Here is a 23,736-nt window from a genome sequence, read left to right on the forward strand (position 1 = left end):
CAACGTTCAACGAGTAATAATTAGCCTAGCTAATTAATACGAAAAAACCCGAGCTTAGCCTCGGGTTTTTTAATGCCTGCAATAAAATAAAGGTTTCAGGTGCAAGGTTTAATACCAATCCGCAATAATACTCAATCATTTTTTGGGGCTAAACGTGTCGCTATCTGTGTTAAAAAATTCTCATTTAGAACAACTAAATAGCGAATTTTTTGCCTAGCTATCCCCCCGTTTTTCCTGCCTCAAAATAGACCGCTTAATTAAGCGAATTGGTATAAGATTTTAGGTAAAGCAGCTCGGTGTAAATTTAACACTGTCACTTGGATTGAGTTTTATCGCACTTAGAGGGTAAAGCATGAAGGTTCTACACTTACCTTATGCATTGGTGCTTAGTAGCAACGATCGTTGAGTTCTCAATTACTGTAATGCTGCAGGTTTCAGGTTTTAATGAGTGAAGTTTGGCGTTCCTGTTGTTGTCGTAACGAAGTTTAAAGCAGCATTGATACCGCTGCTTAAAAATTAACGAGGCTATTTTAAGGCTTGTTTATCGTTATTTAAGTTGGAACGTTGTTATAATAGGTAATAATTAAATAGTCAGTAGCGCAGAGAGTCCAATGGAACTTGAACAAGATAGCAATTTAACACTTCCTTTATTTATTCTAGATGAAACACTAAGTACCCGTGACTTAGCGCAGCCTGACTTGGAAATTTCAGTTATCTTAAGTGATGAGCTGCTTACTCAACTATGCCAGAACCCCAGTGCTGACAGTAGTATAGGCATTAGCATTGCAGACTATGAGTTGAATATCATCAATTCAAGCTTTGCTACCATAGCGCATAGCGAGCATGACGCTCAATTAACCATAACACAGGGCCCTCTATTAAGCGCTGTGGTGACTACTGTTGAAAACCTAACATTCGTATCACCGCAAATCGATATGATGCCTACGTTCGATTTAGGTGATGAGACTGAATAATGAAAAAAAATATTATAGGTACTTTTGTACTGATTATCTTAAGTGGTTGTGCTTACTTAGGTAATGCACATTACAATGAATTATTCGGTCCTGAGCAAACACAAGATCGTATGGTTGCTCATAATAGCGGTGCGGGGGCTGAGTTTTTACAGCAAGTAAAGCCTGTACTCGATAACCGCTGCGTGGTTTGTCATGGCTGTTATGATGCGCCTTGCCAATTAAAACTCTCTTCTCCTGAAGGTATCGACAGAGGCCTCAGTAAAGAGCTGGTTTACGATGGTACTCGGTTGTTAGCCTCAACGCCGAGCCGATTATTATTTGATGCAACCACGACTGAGCAATGGCGTGATAAAGAATTTAGCCCGGTATTAAACGAGCGAGCACAAACTGAAGAAGCCAATTTAGCGGGTAGTGTGTTATTTAATACGCTGGTATTAAAGCAAAGTTCCCCCTTGCTAGAAGATGAAGTATTAGATGAACGTTTTGATTTTTCGCTTAGCCGCAACCAAAGTTGTGCGACGATGGGTCAGTTTGACCAATTAGCGGATGAGCAACCGCATGCGGGTATGCCTTATGGCTTGCCTGGAGTGACTGCTGCTGAATTTCAGCACTTACAAAACTGGATTAAAAAAGGCGGGAAAATGGCGCACATCAAGCCGCCATCAGCTGCTGAGCTTGCGCAAGTAAAAAACTGGGAAGCATTTTTAAATCAAGATGGTTTGAAGTACCAATTATCAGCGCGCTATATTTATGAGCATTGGTTTTTAGCACACATCTATTTTAGTGATGCACAATCACCTAACTTTTTTAAGTTGGTACGCTCAAGTACTCCCCCTGGTGAAGACATTAAGCTAATAAGTTCTCGTCGCCCTTACGATAATCCAAACGTTGAGCGTGTTTATTATCGACTGCTTCACGACCGTTCTACTATTTTATCAAAAACGCATTTACCGCTTAAACTTAATGATGAAAAGTTGGCACGTATTTACCAGCAATTTATTGCGCCAAATTACACTGTATCTAGTTTACCAAGCTATGAGCCTACCCTTGCATCAAACCCGTTTAAAACGTTTGAAGCACTGCCTATAGATGCAAAATATCAATTTATGCTCGATGAAGCTGAGCTAATTATTATGGGCTTTATTAAAGGCCCTGTTTGTCGTGGTCAAATAGCACTCAATGTGATTAATGATCATTTTTGGGTGGCGTTTGCTGATCCTAAAAAGGTAGCGACTCCGGCGGTAGGTAAAATGCTGGTGCAGCATGAGGATGCATTAGAGTTGCCCGCAGCAGAGGAAAGTAATGCGTTACCGATTTCTAATTGGGTCAAATACTCGGTTCGCGAAAAACGTTACTTAAAAGCCAAGGTAGAGCTTGCTAATAATCTGTTCAAAAACGGCGAGCATTTAACCACCGACTTATTGTGGAAAGGGGATGGGCACAATCAAAATGCGGCACTGACTATTTTTCGACACTTTGATAGTGCAACTGTAGTTAAAGGCTTTATTGGCCAACAACCTAAAACTATGTGGGTGCTTGATTACGCGCTGTTTGAGCGTATTCATTACTTGTTAGTTGCGGGCTTTGATGTGTATGGCAATATTGGCCATCAATTAATAACGCGCTTATACATGGACTTTTTACGTTTAGAAGGTGAGCACAACTTTTTAGCTTTGTTACCTGAAACTCAGCGAGAGACAATTAAACAGAGTTGGTATCGAAAATCACCACCTAGTTTGTCGACCTTTTTTGAAAACAATCGTGAGTTTAGTCAACCCAGCGGTATTAACTATCAAACAGATGAACCGCAATCAGAGCTATATGGCTTAATTAAAGAGGCATTAGAGCCCGTTTTAAGTCCTCGTTATGACTATAAAAAAGTACCCGCACCATTAAGTGCGATTAATACCATGCCTGCTAAAGCAGTTAACTTACTGCCACAGCTATCGTATGTGCTAGTGAAAGAGCAGGATGGCCACACAGGCTATACGATTATTCACCATAACGCGCACTATAATATTTCGAGTCTACTAAACGAAGATGGACAGCGCGCCTATGAAGAAGATACGGTGACAATTGTTCCGGGCTTTATTGGTGATTACCCTTCTGCAATTTGGTATTTAAATAACGCCCAACAGGTTTCGGCCTTTGCCGAACAGTTACCGCTAATGCAAGTGGAAGCTGATTATCGCGCTTTAAAGTCTAAGTTTGCGATTCGTCGAACTCACCCGCAATTTTGGCAATACAGCGATATTTTACATCAGGTTGCCCGCCAGTATCGAGGTGTCGAATTTGGTATGTTTGATTATAATCGACTAGAAAATCGTTAGGTACACGCTAAACGGTTACAAGAGCCCAGCTTAACTAGCTGGGTTTTTTATATTTAATAATTTAGTAATTAGTTTGCTAAGCTTAGGCTACAGTTAAAACAAAAAAAGTAACCTAGTTTATGTTCAACATTGTTAAGAGTATTCGCAAACGTTACCGTTGGGCTTTAGTTGCTATTGCCTTATTGGTCAGCGTATCTGCATTACTGATGCAATACTTCTTTTCAGTGCAAAAATACGATGCAAAAATTATCAATATAGCTGGCAAGCAACGTATGCTTTCGCAAAAAATAGCTTGGCATAGCAATGCATTAATTAATCAAACGGATAATCACGCACAACATCTTCAATCGTTAAAACACTCCCTTGAGTTATTTGAACAAGCCCATGAATATTTACTCACTAAAGATGAACAAGGTGACGCAGTTTATCTAAATACACCTTTATTTGATTTATATTATGCCCCCCCAAGCAACTTAGATGCAGAAGTGTTGGCCTTTATAACGCAAGCTAAAAATTTGGTTTCTCAAAAGGAGCCTATTAATTTGGCTTCGTTTTCCGTGAGCGAAGTTGAAGCATTACTTAAAAAATTAGACACTGCGGTGAGCTTATTTGAGCAACAAGCGGTAAAAAAGGTTGATTGGATCTCTAGTATTGAACTGCTTTGTTGGTTTTTTACTCTGGCATTATTGTTTTTAGAACTTAGATTTGTGTTTATGCCGATGGAAAAACGAGTTCTGCAGACCTTACAAAAGTATCAACAACAAAAAGAATTTGCAGAGCAGGTAAGTAATAACAAAGAGCACTTTATTGCACGAGCCAGTCATGAATTTAGAACCCCATTACAGGGGTTAATTACCTCGATCGATGAGCTAAAAATTCCCACTTCACAGCAGGATATACAACGCCAAGCTCGGTATTGCTCGGCGAGGTTGTTGGCGATGTTAGATGAATTACAAGATTTACAAGCGCTGAGTTTAAATCGTTGGTCGTTAAACCCGACCTCTGACAACTTACTAACCACCATAAATAAAGTGTTAGTTGTGTATGAATATGGTTGTACTGAAAAAGGGTTAAAGTTAATTAGAGAGTTAGCAGCGAGCTTAGACTGCGCGGTGATTGTAGATCATGCACGCTTACAACAAATAGTTAATGAGCTACTTAGTAATGCATTAAAGTTTACAGAGCAAGGAAAGGTGAAAGTCAACGCTACGCTCAACAATAACCAACTATCGCTGAGCGTCGAGGACACCGGCTGTGGCTTTGATCACCTTATCGAGCAATTAGAATTAGACAGCACTGAGCAAAGTAACCATTTTCAAGGACTCAGAACAGGCCTTACCCGTGTACAATATATTGTTGACGCCTTAAAGGGTGAAATTCGTTTTGAAAATAATCGTCAGCAAGGGGCATCTGTATTTTTAACATTACCATTAGAGATGGATACTACTTTAAGCAAGTCATCGTCAATTCCTGATAACTTACATTGTTTAGTCGTTGAAGATAACCCACTTAATATGCTGGTACTCACTAAGCTATTAACCGCATTGAACATACACGCTGAATGCGCTGAGAATGGCAAAATAGCGTGTGAAATGGTCGCCAAAAAATCTTATGACGTCATCTTTATGGATTTAAATATGCCGATTATGGATGGGTTTGAAGCCACTAAAATCTTGCATGATAACGATAAAACACTGCCGATTATTGTGGTTACCGCAAACACCTCTGATAGTGATCTTGCTCGCGCTAAAGCTTGTGGAGCAATAGGTCATATTCATAAACCCATAGATCAGCAAAGCATAATCGCGGCGCTAAACGATGCTTTTCTACCTGAGGTTGATTAAATCTCACTTGCTTAATTATTCCTTATTACGTTAGTTTGAGTTTTTAGCTCTGTTATGGGATCTAACGTGCGCTCAATTTTACTACAGCAATTTAGTGGTTATTTATCTACCGATGACAGTGTTCGGTATTATATCGACGATTTAACTTGGCAAGTAAAGCAGGGTGAACATTGGGTCTTACTCGGGGGTAATGGTGCTGGAAAATCAGCACTCGCAGCAGCGTTAATTGGTGAAGCAAAACAACAAAGCGGGCAACGTCATAGTACCTTTAACAAGCTACAATTAGTGTCAAGTGATCTACAAAAGCAGTTACTTAACACGCATCGTAAAAGTGAAAAGCCACAAAAAGTAACGGACATGCTCTTTGCTGAGCCTCAAATAAATAGCGATTTATGCCAACAGTTAATCACCGCTTTTAATTTTGATGCCTTACTTAATCGTGATTTTACTGATTTATCTACTGGCGAAACGCGTAAATTATTATTAATTAAAGCGCTATCTGCTAACAGTGATTTAGTCGTGCTTGATGAACCATTTGATGGCTTAGACTCTGAATCGGTTGGGCAGCTAAACCGCCTATTACAGCAGTTGAGCGCACAAACCTGCTTTGTGTTTGTGCTAAACCGTGTTGACGAAATTCCAGCGTTTGTTGATCACTTTGCTTATGTGAATAATGGTCGTTTACAACATAGCTTGGCAAAACCGTGTGCAGCAAAACGAGCGGATTTATTCAAATTACTTCATTTAGAGCATACATCATTAAGTATTCCCGATGCGCCTGAGCGCTGCTTTAAATCAGCGACAAACACGCCACTCGTTAAGCTCACTAATGTTCATGTGCGTTACAGCGAACAAACAATTTTTAAAAATTTAAACTGGACGATTAACCAATATCAGCACTGGCAACTTACCGGGAAAAATGGCTCAGGTAAAACCTGTTTATTAAATTTAATTACAGGTGATAACTCTCAATGCTATAACAATGAGATTGAAGTGTTTGGTTTTAAGCGTGGCACAGGGGAGAGTATTTGGGATATAAAACAGCACATTGGTTATATTTCAAATACGCTACATTTGCAGTATCGAGTGAGTATTTCGGCGCTTAATACTATTATTTCAGGGTTTTTCGATAGCATTGGTTTATATCAACAAGCCAGTGAGTTACAAACGCGTTTAGCTAAAGAGTGGTTGGCACTAATTGGTTTAAGTGACAAAACAAATAGCGCTTTTACCCAGCTATCGTATGGCGATCAGCGACTATTACTGATTGTGCGCGCAATGGTTAAACATCCTGCTTTGCTTATTTTAGATGAGCCATGTTTAGGGCTTGATGAGGCAAATCGTCAACGCGTTTTACTGCTGATTGAAAAGGTGTGTGCTGCAAAAACGAGTACCGTTATTTATGTAAACCATCATGCAGCAGATACCATTAAAGGGATTGAACACACCTTAAAAATGGAAGATTTTAAACCGGCTCACTATGGGCAACATGCTGCTCATAGTGAGACGCTTATGTAAGCTTGTTTATAACTGAGTAACCTTAAACCCTTGGTCGCGAAGTTGTTTAATTAAACCATGCTGCTCAACTAAGTGCAGAGCACCTACCGCAATAAACACCTTGCCTTGTTCAAGTTTAGGCGTGAGTTGAGTGACCCAATTATTATTGCGCTCAATCAGCATCACTTGCTCGCTTTGTTGACCGTATTGGCTGTCATCAAAACTGGTGTGGTAATAGCTGGTTAGGGTTTGCATATCGCCCTTTTTCCATGCATCCACTAGGGTGATAAAGTAGGTATTAATATCGCTTAGTTGCTCAAAAGTTTCTGCCATCATGGCATTGCTTAATGACTCTAAGCCATTAAACATCTGTAGTTGTTGCTCTATGGTTTCAAGCTCCGCAATGTTAATACTGTGCTTTTGCGCGTACTCGAGTATTTGCTTATCGATGCCGTTTTTATCTGAATAGCCCGCGTTTTGAAACTCAATTTGCATCATGGTCAACATGACAGCCCAAGGTTTAAAACTGTTGAACATGGCAATATCAATCGATTTTTTAGCAAAGTAGTCTTTGAGGAGTTGATAATTTTTTTCTGAAAGCTCGCTCTGTAGCGTACGCCCGTTAGTAAGCAGCATAAACGGCATAGAACGTTGTTGCATTTGTAATGGTGATAGTTTACTTATATCCACTTCAACAACAACTTGATTACTGTTATCCAGTGCGTGAGTCACTTTTTGTGGTAGCCCTTTCATGCTGGCATCACCCACATGCACGGTGCCAAATAAATACGAGCTAGCGCCTTGTTTTTCTATTTTGAATAGAGCCGGTGCTGCATAGCCATTGACGCTAAAGGCTAAAAGTAATAACACCATAAATAAATGACTAATACGTAATGACACGTTCATAAAATCCTATCCAAGTTTAAGTCGTTTTATAAATACTAACTTAGTTTACTTTATAGGTAACGTAAAAATGCCTGATTAATCAATCAGGCATTTTTCGGTGTTATTGATACCAATTATTGCTGTATGCCATGTTGCCATAATTAGCCAGCGCACGAGCTTGCTTGATGAGTGCGCTATCGTTATGTCTGGGGTGTAATTGCTTATTTTTATAAATATAGGTGGTTGCCGGTTTATCTGGCTGCAAAATAACAACGTTATCATTTTGCATGTAAGCAAAGTTTTTATCGTACTGCATCATTGCACGCTGCTTATTTTTGGCCACAGGGCGAGTGAGATCGTGACCAATCATTGGGTGTTCACCGCTGGCGCCAATAAGCGACAGTAAGGTGGTAGGAATATCCAGCTGACTGGCTAATTGATGATCGCGTTTGGGCTTAATACCGTTTCCAAAAATAACCGCAGGAATTCTAAAGTGATCAATAGGTACAAGGCTGGAACCAGACACGCGTGAGTCGTGATCAGCAATCACTATAAACACAGTATCGTCCCAGTAAGATGACTTTTTCGCCTTTTCAATGAATGTGCCTAGGGCATAATCTGCATATTTAGCTGCGTTATTACGGCTTTGCTTTGGTTGCTCAAACAGGGCTATTTTACCGTCCGGAAATTCATAAGGGCTATGATTAGAACTACTAAAAATCAGACTAAAAAATGGCTTTTGCTGTTGTTGTAATTTATTCAGCTCTTTATCTGCTTGAGTAAATAAATCTTCGTCAGATGCGCCCCATGAACCATTAAAGTTAATGTTATCGAAGCTTTCACTATCAACAATATCACTAAAGCCGTTACCCAAAAAGAAGCTACGCATGTTGTCAAAGTGACTTTCTCCACCATAAATAAACTGAGTATGGTAGTCCTGCTTTGCTAAAAAACTAGCCAAGGTAAAAAAGTCACGTTGTGATTTATCGAGTTTTACAACCGCGCGTGAGGGAGTCGGTGTAAAACCGGTTATAACTGCTTCAATACCGCGTACAGAGCGAGTGCCGGTAGCGTATAAGTTATCAAATCCCCAGCCCTGTTGATAAAGTGCATCTATATTAGGCGTTAAGGGTAAGCCACCTAAGGTACCTACATAACGAGCGCCCAAGCTTTCTTGCAGAATAATAACCAGGTTTTTCTTTTTACCTTGGTAGCTTGCCTGATGAAAAGTGCGGGTAGGGGCATTTGGATTATTAAATATTGCTTGAGGATTTTGCATGGTACTGCGTACTGTGGCGAGTAACTCCTCTTGAGGGACCTTGCCATAATATGCCTGACTTGATTGCTCATTGGAGAGCTGTTTTAACGCAAATGCTACGCTATATGATGAATTAAGCGTGAGGTCATTCAGCAAGTGGTCGGTCGAAAATGCCACCATAGCGGGGTTTAATGGACGATGGCCTAATGAATTTCGAGCGCCTAACAGTGTTAGGCTACATATAATAACAGCTAATAGTGATAGTTTTATTGCCCCTAGGGACGAGCGGTTTTGCCATTGCTGAGTAAGAATTTTGTTAGCAAATTTAATGGTGAAAACGAGCGCTAAAACAGCGAAGAGGACTTCGAGTTTGTAACCTGAAAAAATCATTTTAGAGACTTCTTTAGGATAAATAAGGTATTCAATAAATAGGCGATTAGGGCGTAAGTCGTATTCGTTAATAAACGTGGGTGTAATAACCTCAAAAAACACTAACATTGCAGCCATTATTACTAAATACCACTTTACGACTCCTCGAATATAAGCAGTTAATTTGAGAGCATGTGCTGCAAGTGTTAGTAACAAAGCGGGGGTTATGATGTAGCATAATGTTGCTATATCAACACGTAAACCGCCTACAAAAACAAAGTGCCAGGCGCCTTCGGTAAATACACGGCCACTTTGCCACAAACTTAAACCTAATCGCGCAAAAGTTAGCAAGCATAGGAGTGCGAAAAAAAATACCGCTAAAACCCACAATGGCCCCAGTACTTTTTTAGTGCTACTGATTAAGTCCATAGCACAGACCACCAAACTAAAATAGCAATAAGCATGGCGATAAAGACACTGGCGGATGCAATATCTTTAGCTAGGCCTGATAGTTCATGATATTCGCTACCGATGCGATCAACCACCACTTCGACTGCGGTATTGACCAACTCAGCAAATAACACAAACAATAAGCTGGCAATCAAGATTAATTTGCTACTTAAAGTAATTTCTTGCAAGCAGGCAAATACGCCTAGCAAACTAAATAAAACCAACTCTTGCTGAAAAGCAGCCTCAAATCGGCTCATCCATTTTAGGCCGTTAAATGTATGGCTTAAGGTAAAAATTAGGCGCATTAGGCCTTGGCGTTTTATAACGGTTTTATTATTCATATTTTAGTTTCGCTATGGTTAATCGTTTGACATGACGCGAGTAAATCTTCAGAGGTTTGGTAGGTTTTACTCGCAACACCGGTTAAGCTTAAAAGGGTATGAAAAATAGCATCGTGTGATTGCGCTAAAGTGCTATTTAAGTTGTTTAGACACTTGGCTGTAATGCGCTGATTATGCTTATCAGCCCAGATGTAAAGAGGCACATGGGTTTGAGCTGTTGGTGCAAATGCATAGGGAAAGCCATGTAAGTATGCGCCATTTTCACCGAGCGACTCGCCATGGTCTGACACATACAGTAATTGCTTATCAATATTAGCTGGCAGTGCCTTTAACTGTTCAATAACTTGAGCGTTGATAAAATCACTATAAGCAATTGTATTATCGTAGGTGTTAACCAGTTCTTCAGCGCTACAGTTTTGAATATCGCTGCGGTCGCAGGTTGGACTAAACTGTTTAAATTTTTCAGGGTAGCGCTTAAAGTAAGTAGGGCCATGTGAACCCATCATATGCAGCACTATAACCGTATTAGCCTGACTCAAATTGGCAAGCTTGTGCTTTAAAGGGGCTAGTAACGCTTCATCAAAACAGTATTTACCATCACATAGTTCAGATGCTTTGGTATCAATATTAATGGTAGGTACGCGCGTGCAGACGTTTTTACAGCCACTGTTATTATCAACCCACAAGACATCTGCGCCTGCTTGTTGTATCAAATCAATTACGTTTTGCTGGTTATCACTGTCTAAACGAGAAAAATTGGCATGAGTTTGCAGTGAAAACATACATGGTACTGACACTGCTGTGGCCGTGCCACACGACGATACGTTATCGAAATAAGTGACATTATGTTTTTGCGTGTATTGGTTGGTATTACGCTCATAGCCTTGGTAGGAAAAATTTTCAGCTCGAGCGGTTTCACCTACCACGATGACAGTAACTCGTGTTGTGCTTGGCGATGCTAAAGTTGGCGTGGTATCAATATTTTTAAATTCAATATCGCTATAAAGTAACTGGTCACGGGCGTATTTGTAGCCACTAGAGAGATATTGAAATGGAATAATTTCTTTTTTAAGAATACGGTTATTACGACCCGTTGCCGCGTAATCGGCGTAAAAGTTAACGACCACTAATGCAATCAGTGCAAAGCTTGCTAAAAGCAGTTTAAGACGGCTAATAACTTCTTTGTATGGGCGAGCGCAGTTTATTTTTATTCTACTCAAAATAAAGACAGGTAATGCGGCAAAAAGCAGTAAAAAGCCAACAAGTTGCAAGTTTAAATAGCTTAACGCTTCACTAGAGTCAGTTTCGACGGTGTTTTGTATCATGGAATAATCAAACACCACACCATAGTTCAATGAGCCATATAACGCCGCACTCGAGAGCACTAGCAGCAAGTAGTTAATGGGTTTTAGTATTCCCCGAATAGAAACCACTGAAAAGAATATGATTAGCAAACAAATCAGTAGTAACGGCACAGAAAACAAAAATAGCCATGAAAATGTGTGCAACGAGGTAATAGCGCTAAACGCACCATGCATAAATGGAATATTAATAACTAAGCCGTAATAACAAGCCATAAAAATAATGAATGCATTAGCACTGCAATTAAAATAAAAGCGTTTTTTAGTATTTTCTTGCGGTTGCTTACTGAGTTTGAAAGTTGGGTTCATAACACGCCTCTTTTTCGTGAACGTTGTTATGCTAGGCTGCCAAACTTAAGAAACTCTTAAGAAATCGATTTATTTTAATTTTGTTAGATAAAAATGAGGTGGCTTACTAAAAATTAATCAAACCAGAATTCAGTGTTATAAGAATAGTGAATTTCCTGAGTTGAAATGAAGGGATAAAAAATCTATTTAACCTGGTTTAATTGAATTTTAAAACCTGAGTAAGCGTGTTTTTATAATTATTTTGAATTGAATTTGGTGTTGACTTACCGCCCTGAGCGCGGTACTAATATAAAAAGACAGCGAAACAAGATGTTCGCAATGACTAAATCTTAAATGGTACTGAATTTTATGCTTAAAAATGCACTTAACCTAGTCCTGATTATTATCGTGGTGATTATTCCCGCGAGGGCTTCGTAGTGCTTTAAAAAACTAAGCATTGAAAAGCCCTCCGCACTTAACCGTCCGGGGGGCTTTTTAGTTTTAGAGTTAAATTTTTAATGGGTTGTCACACAGGAATGAGGATTTACTAATGACAGGCGCAGAACTAACAATCGATTTACTCGCCAAACACGGCGTAGGTGAAGTATTTGGCTACCCAGGTGGTGCTATTATGCCCATTTACGATGCCTTGTATGGTGCGCCTGTAAAACATTATCTTACTCGTCATGAGCAAGGTGCAGGGTTTGCCGCCGTGGGCTATGCACGCAGTACTGGACGTTTAGGTGTGTGCTTGGCAACATCAGGTCCTGGAGCGACTAATTTAATTACCGCATTGGCAGATGCCATGATGGACTCAGTGCCTTTACTTGCTATTACAGGGCAAGTACCAACCGCCGCTATTGGCTCTGATGCTTTTCAGGAAATTGACGTGCTTGGCATGTCGCTTTCGTGTACTAAACACAGTTACATGGTTGAGCGAGCAGAAGATTTAGCCGAAATATTACAAGAAGCGATGCATTTAGCACAAAGCGGCCGTCCAGGCCCCGTTTTAGTTGATATCCCCAAAGACATTCAAATGGCGCAGGTGCCTTTTAAACCTTGGTTAGCGGCAGATGAATACTTACCGCAACTTAATTTAAACCAAGTTGCTATCGCCAATCAATTACTCAGTGAAGCCAAGCAACCCGTAGCGTATGTTGGTGGGGGCGTTCATGCCGCTGATGCGCAAAATGAATTAATGCAATTTTTAAATAAAACGCAAATGCCTGCGGTTTCAACCCTTAAAGCATTGGGCAGTGTATTACCTGATTACGAATATGATTTAGGCATGCTAGGTATGCATGGTGGTCAAGCCGCTAATTTAGCGGTGCAAGAATGTGATGTATTAGTGTGTATTGGTGCTCGCTTTGATGACCGTGTAACAGGCAACTTAGCTAAGTTTGCTGCAAAAGCAAACGTGATTCATTTAGACATAGATGCAGCCGAGGTCGGTAAACGTAAACCCGCAAAGGCTTCTTTAATTGCTGATTTAAAAACCTCACTTCCCGCCCTTGAATGCGTCGTTACGCCAAAAGCGTGGTGCGATCATAATAAACAAATGATGGTTAAGCATGCATGGCGCTACGACTATCCTGGTGAAAAAGTATTTGCCCCTTATTTACTTAATCAACTAAGCCAGCGTATGCCAAGCACCAGTGTTGTTTGCTGCGATGTGGGTCAGCACCAAATGTGGGTTGCGCAGCATATGAAATTTAACCATCCATGCAACCACTTAAGCAGTGGCGGTGCAGGCACCATGGGATTTGGTTTACCTGCGGCAATCGGCGCACAAATAGCGAGAAAAGATGACTTTGTGATCACCGTATCAGGTGATGGCTCAATCATGATGAATATCCAAGAGCTTGCCACTATTCGTCGTAATAATTTACCAGTAAAAATACTGATACTTGATAACCAGCGTTTAGGCATGGTACGCCAATGGCAGGAGTTATTTTTTGAAGGGCGCTATAGCGAAACTAACTTGTCAGATAACCCTGACTTTGTGCAGCTAGCGGCTGTTTTTGGTATTGCGGGGCAAACGATTACCCATGCCAACCAAGTGGATGATGCAATTACAGCCTTATTAAATAGCGATGGGCCTTACATTGTTCATGCTTGTATTGATGATAAAGAAAACGTATGGCCACTTGTTCCACCTGGGGCTGCTAACGATGAAATGATGACGGAGAAAGCACAATGAAACACAGTTTAACTATTGCCTTAAAAAGCCAAAGTGTCGCAATCGAGCGCTTTTTACGTGTCGTGCGTCATCGTGGTTTTGATTTAACTCACTTGCAGCTCAATATGGACGATGGCCAATATAATATGGCCATGACGGTTGATAGCGATAAACCAATTTATTTGCTTACCAGTCAACTAAATAAATTGGTTGATGTGAAACATGTCACGCTGCAAAGCTTACAGCAACAAGCTGTATAACAAAAAATTTAACAGATTTTACGAGTAACTGTTCACGTGGTTACTCATCAATTTTAAGAATGAGGAATGCCCGCATTTATTGCGGCAAATACTGAGGTAACTATGGCTAAATTAAGAAGTGCAACGACTACTGAAGGACGTAAACGCGCAGGCGCAAGAGCATTATGGCGTGCAACAGGCATGACCGACACCGACTTTGGTAAACCCATTATTGCTGTGGTTAACTCATTTACACAATTTGTGCCGGGGCATGTGCATCTTAATCAGCTCAGTGAACTAATGGCTGAAACCATCACCCAAGCGGGCGGTGTTCCAAAAGAATTTAATACCATCGCCATAGATGACGGTATTGCCATGGGGCACGGCGGTATGCTTTATTCACTGCCATCGCGCGATTTAATAGCCGACTCGGTAGAGTACATGGTCAATGGCCATTGTGCTGATGCGATGATTTGTATCTCAAACTGCGACAAAATCACCCCTGGGATGATGTTAGCGGCGCTGCGTTTAAATATACCGGTTATTTTTGTATCGGGTGGCCCTATGGAAGCGGGTAAAACTAAATTAGCCAATATCGATATTAAACTCGATTTAGTAGATGCCATGGTTAAAGGTGCCGATGAATCGGTAAGTGATGCCGACTCAGAGCAAGTTGAACGCTCTGCATGCCCTACCTGTGGGTCTTGTTCAGGGATGTTTACTGCCAACTCAATGAACTGTTTATTAGAAGCAATAGGCCTTGCGCTGCCGGGTAACGGTACCACGCTTGCGACCCACAAAGACCGTAAACAATTGTATGTTGAAGCAGGTGCTCGCATCGTTGATTTATGCCGCGAGTATTACCAAAAAGATAACCAAGACGTACTGCCTCGTGCCATCGCTAATAAAACCGCATTTATGAACTCTATGGTGGTTGATATTGCCATGGGCGGCTCATCAAATACGGTATTACATTTACTCGCAGCGGCACAAGAAGCTGGCGTTGATTTTGATATGTCACACATTGATGAACTTTCACGTAAAACCCCGTTTTTATGTAAAGTTGCCCCAGCTACCGCGCAATACCATATTGAAGACGTACACCGCGCTGGTGGCATGATGGCCATAGTACGCGAGCTTGGTAAAGCCGGCTTGGTTGATTTATCGGTTAATCATGTTGCCGGCATGACCATGGGTGAGCTGGTAAAAAAATGGGATGCAACGGATCCTAATAACGAAGTGGCGCGAAAGTTTTACCGCGCGGGTCCCGCTGGTATTCGTACTACTAAAGCCATGAGCCAAGATTGCCGTTGGGACGAAGGGGATAATGACCGTGAACATGGTTGTATTCGCAGTGTTGAACATGCATTTCGTCAAGATGGCGGCCTCGCGGTACTTTCAGGTAATTTAGCGGTTGATGGCTGTATTGTTAAAAGTGCCGGCGTTGTCGATGAAATGCTGCACTTTGAAGGCACTGCTGTTGTTTATGAGTCTCAAGATGACTCTGTAGAAGGGATTTTAAATGGTGAAGTTAAAGCCGGCGATGTAGTTGTAATTCGTTACGAAGGCCCTAAAGGCGGCCCAGGCATGCAAGAAATGCTATACCCAACCAGCTACTTAAAATCAAAAGGCTTGGCTGAAAAATGTGCCTTGATCACCGATGGTCGCTTCTCGGGTGGTACGTCAGGTTTATCAATTGGCCATGTGTCTCCCGAGGCAGCCAGCGGTGGCGCGATAGCTTATGTTGAAAATGGCGATAAAATTATCATCGATATCGCTACTCGAGAAATCACTTTAGCATTAAGCGATGAGGAGCTTGAAGCTCGCAAGCAAAAACAATTGGCTCGTGGTAAACAAGCTTATAAGCCGCTTAACCGCGATCGTTATGTGTCATCTGCGCTTAAAGCGTATGCGCTACTAGCAACCAGTGCCGATAAAGGTGCGGTGCGTGATTTAGCCAAACTGGAGGAGCTTAGTTAGGTATGGTTTCTCAAGAACTCGATTATTTTCGCGCTATTATCCAAGCCAATATGGAGCCTTTAGCTAAGGTGACTGAGGTGAGTGAAATGGCCGAATTGAGTGCACGATTAGGTAATCATGTTTGGTTAAAGCGTGAAGATCAGCAACCGGTGTACTCGTTTAAATTACGCGGTGCTTTTAATAAATTAAATAAGCTGCCTAAAGGCTCGGTCGTGATAACCGCATCGGCAGGCAATCATGCTCAAGGGGTGGCGCTGAGTGCTTCACACCTAGGGCATAAAGCCACCATTGTTATGCCCGTAACCACGCCTGAAATTAAGGTTAATGCGGTAAGAGCATTGGGCGGGGAAGTCGTGTTACATGGTCATCAATTTGATGCCGCAAAGGCGTATGCGCTTGAATTAACTGAGCAGCGGAACGGCGTATTTGTCCCTCCATTTGATGACCCCGATGTCATTGTTGGTCAAGGTACAGTTGCCCGTGAACTAATGCAACAGCTGAACGACTTAGACGTGGTATTTATTCCTGTGGGCGGCGGCGGATTGCTGGCGGGTATGGCGGTATACATTAAATCGCTGCGCCCAGATATCAAAGTGGTTGGGGTCGAGGCTAATGAAAGCGCTTGTTTAAAAGCTGCCATGGAAGCGGGTGAGCCTGTAGAGCTAGAAAGAGTAGGAAGCTTTGCCGATGGTGTTGCCGTAAAAATAATTGGTAGCGAAACATTTAGACTGGCGCAAAAGTTTTGCGACGAAGTGGTGACCGTATCAGATGATGAAATATGTGCAGCCATGCAAGATATTTTTGTATCAACCCGTGCCATTGCAGAGCCTTCAGGTGCACTTGCTACCGCTGGGCTTAAAAAATGGTCTCAGCAGTCGGGTTTAAAGGGGTTAAATTTAGCAGCTATTTTGTCTGGTGCTAATTTGAATTTTGATCGCTTACGCTATGTGGCTGAACGTACTGCATTGGGTGAGAAGAACGAAGCATTATTAGCGGTAACAATTGATGAAAAACGCGGTAGCTTTAAACAATTTTGCGCCTCACTAGGTGGGCGCGCTATTACCGAATTTAACTACCGATATGCAGGGCCTGGCGAAGCACAAATTTTTGTTGGTATTGCACTGCGTCAAGGGTTAGCAGAACTTGAGGAGCTTAAACTAAGCCTAACCGATAATGGCTATACGTTTTGCGACTTGTCAGATAACGAATTAGCGAAACTTCATGTACGGTATATGGTTGGTGGTAAAGCGCCAGAGCAGCTACATGAACGCTTACTGCGGTTTGAGTTTCCAGAGTACCCAGGTGCGTTAGCGCGCTTTTTAGATACACTGGGTAGTAATTGGAATATCACTTTATTTCACTACCGTAATCATGGTGGTTCAACGGGTAATGTATTGGCAGGTTTTGCTATTGAGCCAAGTCAATATGAGATGTTTAATGAGCACTTAAACCGCCTAGGTTACAGTGTTCAAGATGAAACTCACAACCCTTGTTTTACTCAGTTTTTAACTACCCAACCTCAAGCAGAAAAGCTTGAAAAGCTCGCGCTAGCATAATTTATTCAAAGCAGGCATCTCATCTAGATGCTTGCTTTATTAGCTGTTTTACATATAGTTATAATTAATTATCATGTTTATGGAAGTCTTCTTTGCTACTTAAAGGAATAATAATTAGCACCTGCTTTTTTTGTAGCCAGTTAATGGCGCAGGAATCAGTGACGCTACAGCTAAAGTGGACACACCAATTTCAATTTGCTGGCTATTATATGGCCAAACAAAAAGGCTTTTATAATGAGGTCGGTTTAGACGTCAATATAGTTCCAGCAGATCCAAAAAGGCCAAATAGTTTTGGTGCGGTAGAGCGAGGAGAGGCGCAATTTGGTGTAGCGCATTCAGGTATATTAGAGCGACGTATTGCCGGTGAACCCTTTGTTGCCATGGCTGCCATATTACAGTTTTCTCCTTACTGTTGGATGGTAAAAGAAACTTCAGATATTTTTCATGCCCGTGATTTTATTAACAAGCGTGTAAGTGAAGTCAGCAAAGAGAGTAATTCTGAGTTACTAACTATGCTTAAGCGCAGTGGTATTGATACCGAAAAACTGGCTGTTTACAAAGGCGATGAATTACAACAAGCATGGATGGAAAATAAACTAGATGCCATAGAAGTGTATGTTACCGACCTACCTTATCATATGGACCAGCAAGGGGTTGCTCATAGACTTATATGTCCACAACGTTATGGGATGGATGTATACGCGGATATTTTATTTACCAGCGATAGTATGGTTAAGTATCACCCCGATACGGTAGAAAAGTTTTATCAAGCAAGTTTAAAAGGGTGGCGCTACGCGGTAATGAATATGGATGAAGCCATTGCCATAACCCAGCAGTTTTATGCGCCTGATCGCAGCTTCCATCAACTGGCATATGAGGCAGAGGTACTGAAAGACTATATTGCTCCACCGAGTACTAATGTGGGTAATATGTCGATGGCTAAATGGCGTTTAATTGCTGACTTATATGAGATTGATCAAACAAAGTTTGATGAAGTAAAAGCTGATTTTATTTATAAATATAAAAAGCAAGAAACACTACAGCTTTCTTGGATGCTGATTGCGGCTATTATAATAAGCATTATTTCTATCCCCCTCTATTTACGTTTAATGTTTAAATCGCGCTAGTGGATTACTTACTCTATTCCCTTGCTCTACTAGGTAAAAAAATAACCGCTTAAATAGCCGCTATTGTGCTGGTATAATTAATTGTCTTTTTTATATCCTAAGCTGTTATGACCTTAATTGAGCAATTTTCTGCCCTCGACTCTTTGCTAATGAATACTCGCTCGTATTGGCAATGCACTGCGTTTGATTTTGACGTCTTACCTTGGCCTGAATTACATGCACCCTTAAGCGCTTTATCTGACCAGGCAGTTGCCGAGTTAGACTCTGATCAACAGCAGCTTTATCAGTTTTTTTCATCTTATATTCCCGCTGTTGAGCAACTTAGCCGATTAGTGTCATTACCTGCCATTCCCAACAGTCGAAAGGAATACCCGTTTTGGATCAGTAATGGTATTAAAGGTCGAAAGTTTACTCAGTTACAAGACTTTGTTGGCGCATTACCCGCTAGTAGCCAGCCTGTATTGGAGTGGTGTGCAGGTAAAGGCCATTTAGGACGAATGTTAGCTTTTAATGGTGCGCAAAGTGTCCACAGCGTTGAGCTACAATCTCATTTGTGTGAACAAGGGCAAAAAAGTGCTCAGCAGCAGGGACTGGCAATGCAATTTAGCCAAGCCGATGTACTTAAGGATAACATTCAGGATTTTTTCAACCCACACACTCATGCCGTCGCTTTGCATGCCTGCGGCGCGTTACACCAAACTTTTATGCATCAAGCTAGTGCGGCAAAAGTACCACAAATTAGCTTTTCACCTTGTTGCTATCATTTATTTACTGATAATAATTACCAAGTGATGAGCGAGTACGCTCAGCAAAGCAGGCTTAATTTAACCCACAGAGATTTAAAGCTCGCCCTGCAAGAAACGGTTACAGCTCCTTCGCGAGTAGGTAAAGTGCGAAAAACAGAAGTGGAGTGGCGACTCGGGTTTGATGCCTTAAGAAAGTCACTTACTGGTGAGTCAGTGTATGTCAGCGTTCCTTCAGTAAATAAAGCGATATTTTCAGATTCGTTTGCAGCGTTTTGTAACTGGGCAGCTGATAAAAAAGCCTTAAAACTGCCAAAAGATATTGATTACAATAAATTTTTATTGATTGGGCAGGCGCGAAAAAAGATAACCGAGCGAGTTGAACTGGTTCGACATGTGTTTAGAAGAGCAATAGAAGTTTGGCTTGTGCTCGATCGTGCTTTATATTTGCAACAGCAAGGCTATAACGTCAGTGTTAGTACATTTTGTGAGAAGCAATTAACACCCCGTAATATTTTAATTTTAGCCAGTTTAACGCCCTCGACCTAAAAGAGATGTAATGAGAAATTTAAATAACTTACTAGAAAATAATAAACGCTGGGCATCTAGAACGAGCGAAGCTAATCCTGAATTTTTTAAAATTTTATCGATGCAACAAAATCCAGAATACTTATGGATTGGTTGCTCTGACTCACGAGTTCCTGCCAATCAAATTGTTGATTTATTACCGGGTGAATTGTTTGTGCACCGTAATGTTGCCAACGTGGTAGTGCACACAGATCATAATTGCTTATCGGTTATGCAGTATGCGGTCGAAGTATTAAAAGTTAAACATATTATGGTTGTTGGCCACTACGGTTGTGGTGGTGTACAAGCGGTATTAAACGAAGATCGCTTTGGCTTTATTGATAACTGGCTACGCCACGTTGGTGATGTAAAAGAAAAGCATTTAGAGCAACTTAATGCTCTACCAGAAAAACAGCGTCTTGATCGTTTAATTGAGCTTAATGTAATTGAGCAAGTGCGTAACGTATCGCGCACTAGCATTGTTCAAGATGCTTGGTTACGAGGTCAAGAGCTCACTGTGCATGGCTGGGTATATGGATTAGAAAACGGTCATTTGCATGACTTAGAATCGGTAGTTAGTTGTGCTGAAGAAGAGTGTGAAAGCTATAAAAAAGCAGTACACCATGTACTAAATAAATCTGCGGACAGTCACCTTTAATATGGCCAAAACGGCGCTAATAATCGGCAGTACCGGCTTAGTTGGCAGCCAGTTATTACAACAGCTGTTAGCATCTTCTAGCTATTCGCAGGTAGTGAGCTTATCGCGCCGCCAATTAGATTTTTCTCATCCTAAATTAATTAGCCATGTTATTGATTTTGAAAATTTGACGCATCATGTTGAATTGTTCAAAGGTGACGTGTTTTTTTCCTGCTTAGGCACCACGCTAAAGCAAGCTGGAAGCGTAGCAGCACAGCGTAAAGTTGATTTTGAATACCAATTTATTTGTGCGCAAATGGCGGCCAATAACGCTGTTCCTCATTATTGTTTGGTGTCATCAAGTGGCGCAAGTGCGCATAGCATGAGCCGTTACCTAAAAATCAAAGGGGAACTTGAGCAGCAGGTAAAGCAGCTTGGTTTTTCGCGCTTGAGTATATTGCAACCGTCTTTGTTAGTCGGCGAGCGATCAGAGCTTAGAATTGCAGAAAAGTTAGGTGAGGTGGTACTGCCACTGTTAACGCGTTTTGGCATCTTCAAACGGTATAGACCAATAACCGGTGAGCAAGTAGCTAATAAATTGCTAAGGGTGAGCATAGAGCAGCAACAAGCAACGGGTTATTATGTGCTGGACGAGCTATTTGAATAACTGAGTGATTAGCGCCATAAAGCAGGTTCGTCTATGGCGTTATATTTATTATTCTGCGTCTGTTTTTGCCGATAATTGCTGTTCAAGTATCGCTACTTTTGCTTCTAATTCAGTCAGCTTTTCACGGGTGCGGATCAGCACTTGGCTTTGAATATCAAACTCTTCACGGCTTACAAAGTCCATTTCGGCAAGCTTATTTTGTAACACTTGCTTGGTTTTACCTTCAAGTGTATCAGCCAGGTTTTTTACACCTTGTGGCATGTTATTAGTGATCTGTTTCGCAATTTCTTCAAGTTTTGCTGGGTTAATCATAGTCGTCCCTTGCCTGTTGCCTAAAATGATAATAACTAATATTACCTTATTGGCTAGGCGTATTGTAGTGATTACGTTAAAATTGCCCGTCTTTTTGCAATCAGCTGGTCGTTATGAAACTCAATCCTAAACAAGATGAAGCGGTAAAGTACATTAGTGGTCCTTGCTTAGTATTAGCCGGCGCAGGCTCGGGTAAAACACGAGTTATCACCAACAAAATTGCTTACTTAGTACAGAAGTGTGAGTATCAAGCGCGTAATATTGCGGCGGTTACCTTTACCAATAAAGCGGCTAAAGAAATGCGCGAGCGGGTTTTGCAAACCTTAGGAAAGCAAGAGTCTAAAGGTTTATGGGTCTCTACATTTCATACACTCGGGCTTGAAATCATCAAAAAAGAGTTAAAAACACTGGGTTTTAAGCCTGGTTTTTCGCTGTTTGACGACCAAGATACGAATCAACTACTCGGTGATTTAACCGAAGATGAGCTTAAAAAAGACAAAGACTTACTTAATCTACTTAAAATGCAAATTGGTAGCTGGAAGAATGAACTCATTTTACCAGAGCAAGCTATTCGCGAAGCCAGAGAGCCACAAAAAGCCTTGTTCGCTCAATTGTACGCACGCTATCAAAACCAACTTCGCGCTTATAATGCACTCGACTTTGATGATTTAATTATGATCCCCACGCTGCTTTTAAGCAGTAACGCCACTTCACGTGAACGTTGGCAGCAGCGTTTTCGGTATTTACTGGTGGATGAATACCAAGATACTAATACCAGCCAATACCAATTAGTAAAATTGCTGGTTGGTGAACGTGCACGGTTTACTGTGGTAGGAGATGACGATCAGTCAATTTACTCTTGGCGTGGTGCTCGCCCACAAAACTTGGTGCTATTAAGTAAAGACTATCCAGGATTAAGATTAATAAAACTAGAGCAAAATTACCGTAGTGCAGGGCGCATTCTTAAAGCGGCTAATATATTAATTGCAAATAACCCCCATGAGTTTGAAAAAAAGCTCTTTAGTGAACTTGGCTATGGTGAGCAAATTAAAGTCATTGGTTGTCGCGATGAAGAGCATGAGTCTGAGCGTGTGGTTGCAGAAATCATTTCGCATAAGTTTATGAAGCGCACCAGCTATAAAGATTACGCGATTTTGTACCGGGGTAATCACCAAGCGCGTGGTTTTGAAAAGTCGTTAATGAGTAACCGTATACCTTATAAAATTAGCGGCGGGATGTCGTTTTTTTCACGTTCTGAAATTAAAGATATCATGGCTTACTTACGTCTTTTAGTGAACCAAGATGATGACAATGCCTTTTTAAGAATCGTGAATACGCCACGGCGTGAAATAGGTACAGTTACGCTTGAAAAACTAGGCACCTTAGCCAATGAAAAACATCAAAGCTTGTTTGCCACCTGTTTTGATAACGACTTAGGATACAGACTAAAAGGACGTGGTTTTAATGCGTTAGCTGGGTTTGCCCGTTGGGTGGTTGAGCTGTCGGATAACGCAGTACGCAGTGATACACTGGAGGCGGTGAAGGATCTAGTACGTAATATTAATTACGAAGCTTACTTGTATGAATCATCGCCTAGTGCCAAAGCCGCTGAAATGCGGATGAAAAATGTGTCCGAGCTGTATCGCTGGATAACAGACATGTTAACAGGCGATGCCGATAATCCGCCAATGACACTGGCTGAAGTAGTTAGTAAATTGACCCTTCGGGACATGCTAGAGCGAAACGAAGAGGAAGATGAAGCAGATGCGGTACAATTACTTACGCTGCATGCTTCAAAGGGGCTCGAGTACCCTTATGTATTTATGGTAGGCATGGAAGAAGGATTGTTGCCACACCAAGTAAGCATTGATGAAGACAATGTGGATGAAGAGCGCCGCCTTGCCTATGTAGGTATTACCCGCGCGCAACAAGAGCTAACTTTAACCTATGCTAAAATCCGCCGTCAGTTTGGGGAGACATCACAAACAGAGCTCAGTCGATTTGTGCAAGAGTTACCGCAAGATGACTTAGCCTTTGAAAACAAAAAAGCGCCGAATACCCAAGCTGAACGGATGGAAAAAGGTCAAGCGCGGGTTGCCAACTTAAGAGCGATGCTGAAAAAGCCGCAATAA

General features: G+C 41.3%; 18 protein-coding genes. 13 read left to right on the forward strand and 5 right to left on the reverse strand.

The features are described from left to right. Nucleotides 1–611: 611 nt before the first annotated feature. From A9479_RS10995 to modF, 4 genes are all read left to right on the forward strand, one after another. A complete protein-coding gene (locus A9479_RS10995; RefSeq protein WP_013463853.1) occupies nucleotides 612–974 on the forward strand; it encodes a hypothetical protein in 363 nt (120 codons plus the stop codon). Beyond that, nucleotides 974–3,304, forward strand: coding sequence for a fatty acid cis/trans isomerase (locus A9479_RS11000; protein WP_064663445.1), 2,331 nt, complete (start codon nucleotides 974–976; stop codon nucleotides 3,302–3,304). Before A9479_RS10995 ends, A9479_RS11000 begins: the two co-directional genes overlap by 1 nt. 119 nt (nucleotides 3,305–3,423) lie before the next feature. After that, nucleotides 3,424–5,148, forward strand: a complete 1,725-nt coding sequence (locus A9479_RS11005; protein ID WP_064663446.1) for a response regulator — start codon at nucleotides 3,424–3,426, stop codon at nucleotides 5,146–5,148. A 66-nt stretch (nucleotides 5,149–5,214) separates the two neighbouring features. Next, the gene (modF, locus tag A9479_RS11010; RefSeq protein WP_064663447.1) at nucleotides 5,215–6,666 is read left to right on the forward strand and encodes a molybdate ABC transporter ATP-binding protein ModF; all 1,452 of its coding nucleotides are present in this window, start codon (nucleotides 5,215–5,217) and stop codon (nucleotides 6,664–6,666) included. 6 nt (nucleotides 6,667–6,672) lie between these two features. Here the strand turns inward: modF and A9479_RS11015 are convergent, their stop codons facing one another. From A9479_RS11015 to A9479_RS11030, 4 genes are all read right to left on the reverse strand, one after another. Further along, on the reverse strand, nucleotides 6,673–7,551 hold the full coding sequence (locus tag A9479_RS11015) for a TraB/GumN family protein (protein ID WP_033104319.1): 879 nt from the start codon (nucleotides 7,549–7,551) through the stop codon (nucleotides 6,673–6,675). 100 nt (nucleotides 7,552–7,651) lie between these two features. Then, nucleotides 7,652–9,586, reverse strand: coding sequence for an LTA synthase family protein (locus A9479_RS11020; protein ID WP_033104318.1), 1,935 nt, complete (start codon nucleotides 9,584–9,586; stop codon nucleotides 7,652–7,654). Then, nucleotides 9,577–9,948 (reverse strand): diacylglycerol kinase, encoded by a 372-nt coding sequence (locus A9479_RS11025; RefSeq protein ID WP_008112748.1) that lies wholly within the window; start codon nucleotides 9,946–9,948, stop codon nucleotides 9,577–9,579. Before A9479_RS11025 ends, A9479_RS11020 begins: the two co-directional genes overlap by 10 nt. Then, nucleotides 9,945–11,618 (reverse strand): phosphoethanolamine transferase, encoded by a 1,674-nt coding sequence (locus tag A9479_RS11030; protein WP_064663448.1) that lies wholly within the window; start codon nucleotides 11,616–11,618, stop codon nucleotides 9,945–9,947. The genes A9479_RS11025 and A9479_RS11030 overlap by 4 nt, the downstream gene beginning before the upstream one ends. A gap of 529 nt (nucleotides 11,619–12,147) precedes the next feature. Here A9479_RS11030 and ilvG point away from each other — a divergent pair. From ilvG to A9479_RS11070, 8 genes are all read left to right on the forward strand, one after another. After that, nucleotides 12,148–13,797: an acetolactate synthase 2 catalytic subunit gene (ilvG, locus tag A9479_RS11035; protein WP_064663449.1), complete on the forward strand. Its 1,650-nt coding sequence runs from the start codon at nucleotides 12,148–12,150 to the stop codon at nucleotides 13,795–13,797. Continuing rightward, nucleotides 13,794–14,036: an acetolactate synthase 2 small subunit gene (gene ilvM / locus A9479_RS11040; RefSeq protein ID WP_028834467.1), complete on the forward strand. Its 243-nt coding sequence runs from the start codon at nucleotides 13,794–13,796 to the stop codon at nucleotides 14,034–14,036. The genes ilvG and ilvM overlap by 4 nt, the downstream gene beginning before the upstream one ends. Nucleotides 14,037–14,138: 102 nt before the next feature. Then, the gene (gene ilvD, locus A9479_RS11045; RefSeq protein WP_064663468.1) at nucleotides 14,139–15,995 is read left to right on the forward strand and encodes a dihydroxy-acid dehydratase; all 1,857 of its coding nucleotides are present in this window, start codon (nucleotides 14,139–14,141) and stop codon (nucleotides 15,993–15,995) included. Between the two features lie 2 nt (nucleotides 15,996–15,997). Continuing rightward, nucleotides 15,998–17,551 carry a threonine ammonia-lyase, biosynthetic gene (ilvA, locus tag A9479_RS11050; RefSeq protein WP_064663450.1) on the forward strand — a complete coding sequence of 518 codons (1,554 nt, stop codon included), beginning with the start codon at nucleotides 15,998–16,000 and terminating at the stop codon, nucleotides 17,549–17,551. 143 nt (nucleotides 17,552–17,694) lie between these two features. Further along, the gene (locus tag A9479_RS11055; protein WP_064663451.1) at nucleotides 17,695–18,678 is read left to right on the forward strand and encodes an ABC transporter substrate-binding protein; all 984 of its coding nucleotides are present in this window, start codon (nucleotides 17,695–17,697) and stop codon (nucleotides 18,676–18,678) included. A gap of 107 nt (nucleotides 18,679–18,785) precedes the next feature. After that, nucleotides 18,786–19,970 (forward strand): methyltransferase, encoded by a 1,185-nt coding sequence (locus A9479_RS11060; protein ID WP_064663452.1) that lies wholly within the window; start codon nucleotides 18,786–18,788, stop codon nucleotides 19,968–19,970. 10 nt (nucleotides 19,971–19,980) lie between these two features. Then, nucleotides 19,981–20,646 (forward strand): carbonate dehydratase, encoded by a 666-nt coding sequence (can, locus tag A9479_RS11065; RefSeq protein ID WP_008112739.1) that lies wholly within the window; start codon nucleotides 19,981–19,983, stop codon nucleotides 20,644–20,646. A 1-nt stretch (nucleotide 20,647) separates the two neighbouring features. After that, complete coding sequence (locus A9479_RS11070) at nucleotides 20,648–21,292, forward strand: hypothetical protein (protein WP_064663453.1); 645 nt, start codon at nucleotides 20,648–20,650, stop codon at nucleotides 21,290–21,292. Between the two features lie 48 nt (nucleotides 21,293–21,340). On the opposite strand, the gene A9479_RS11075 is transcribed toward A9479_RS11070, so the two are convergent. Next, nucleotides 21,341–21,604 carry an accessory factor UbiK family protein gene (locus tag A9479_RS11075; RefSeq protein WP_008112735.1) on the reverse strand — a complete coding sequence of 88 codons (264 nt, stop codon included), beginning with the start codon at nucleotides 21,602–21,604 and terminating at the stop codon, nucleotides 21,341–21,343. A gap of 113 nt (nucleotides 21,605–21,717) precedes the next feature. On the opposite strand from A9479_RS11075, the gene rep reads away from it, so the two are divergent. After that, the gene (gene rep / locus A9479_RS11080; RefSeq protein WP_016899315.1) at nucleotides 21,718–23,736 is read left to right on the forward strand and encodes a DNA helicase Rep; all 2,019 of its coding nucleotides are present in this window, start codon (nucleotides 21,718–21,720) and stop codon (nucleotides 23,734–23,736) included.

This window comes from Pseudoalteromonas sp. MQS005, from assembly GCF_001661605.1.
Classification (GTDB): domain Bacteria; phylum Pseudomonadota; class Gammaproteobacteria; order Enterobacterales; family Alteromonadaceae; genus Pseudoalteromonas; species Pseudoalteromonas tetraodonis.

Excerpts from the sequence above, each read along its gene's own strand:
- A9479_RS11055 (WP_064663451.1), top strand. The coding sequence starts at position 17,695 with ATGGCGCAGGAATCAGTGACGCTACAGCTAAAGTGGACACACCAATTT.
- A9479_RS11060 (WP_064663452.1), top strand. The coding sequence starts at position 18,786 with ATGACCTTAATTGAGCAATTTTCTGCCCTCGACTCTTTGCTAATGAAT.
- A9479_RS10995 (WP_013463853.1), top strand. The coding sequence starts at position 612 with ATGGAACTTGAACAAGATAGCAATTTAACACTTCCTTTATTTATTCTA.
- can (WP_008112739.1), top strand. The coding sequence starts at position 19,981 with ATGAGAAATTTAAATAACTTACTAGAAAATAATAAACGCTGGGCATCT.
- A9479_RS11015 (WP_033104319.1), bottom strand. The coding sequence starts at position 7,551 with ATGAACGTGTCATTACGTATTAGTCATTTATTTATGGTGTTATTACTT.
- A9479_RS11005 (WP_064663446.1), top strand. The coding sequence starts at position 3,424 with ATGTTCAACATTGTTAAGAGTATTCGCAAACGTTACCGTTGGGCTTTA.
- ilvD (WP_064663468.1), top strand. The coding sequence starts at position 14,139 with ATGGCTAAATTAAGAAGTGCAACGACTACTGAAGGACGTAAACGCGCA.
- rep (WP_016899315.1), top strand. The coding sequence starts at position 21,718 with ATGAAACTCAATCCTAAACAAGATGAAGCGGTAAAGTACATTAGTGGT.
- ilvG (WP_064663449.1), top strand. The coding sequence starts at position 12,148 with ATGACAGGCGCAGAACTAACAATCGATTTACTCGCCAAACACGGCGTA.
- ilvA (WP_064663450.1), top strand. The coding sequence starts at position 15,998 with ATGGTTTCTCAAGAACTCGATTATTTTCGCGCTATTATCCAAGCCAAT.
- A9479_RS11030 (WP_064663448.1), bottom strand. The coding sequence starts at position 11,618 with ATGAACCCAACTTTCAAACTCAGTAAGCAACCGCAAGAAAATACTAAA.
- A9479_RS11070 (WP_064663453.1), top strand. The coding sequence starts at position 20,648 with ATGGCCAAAACGGCGCTAATAATCGGCAGTACCGGCTTAGTTGGCAGC.
- ilvM (WP_028834467.1), top strand. The coding sequence starts at position 13,794 with ATGAAACACAGTTTAACTATTGCCTTAAAAAGCCAAAGTGTCGCAATC.
- A9479_RS11000 (WP_064663445.1), top strand. The coding sequence starts at position 974 with ATGAAAAAAAATATTATAGGTACTTTTGTACTGATTATCTTAAGTGGT.
- A9479_RS11020 (WP_033104318.1), bottom strand. The coding sequence starts at position 9,586 with ATGGACTTAATCAGTAGCACTAAAAAAGTACTGGGGCCATTGTGGGTT.
- A9479_RS11025 (WP_008112748.1), bottom strand. The coding sequence starts at position 9,948 with ATGAATAATAAAACCGTTATAAAACGCCAAGGCCTAATGCGCCTAATT.
- A9479_RS11075 (WP_008112735.1), bottom strand. The coding sequence starts at position 21,604 with ATGATTAACCCAGCAAAACTTGAAGAAATTGCGAAACAGATCACTAAT.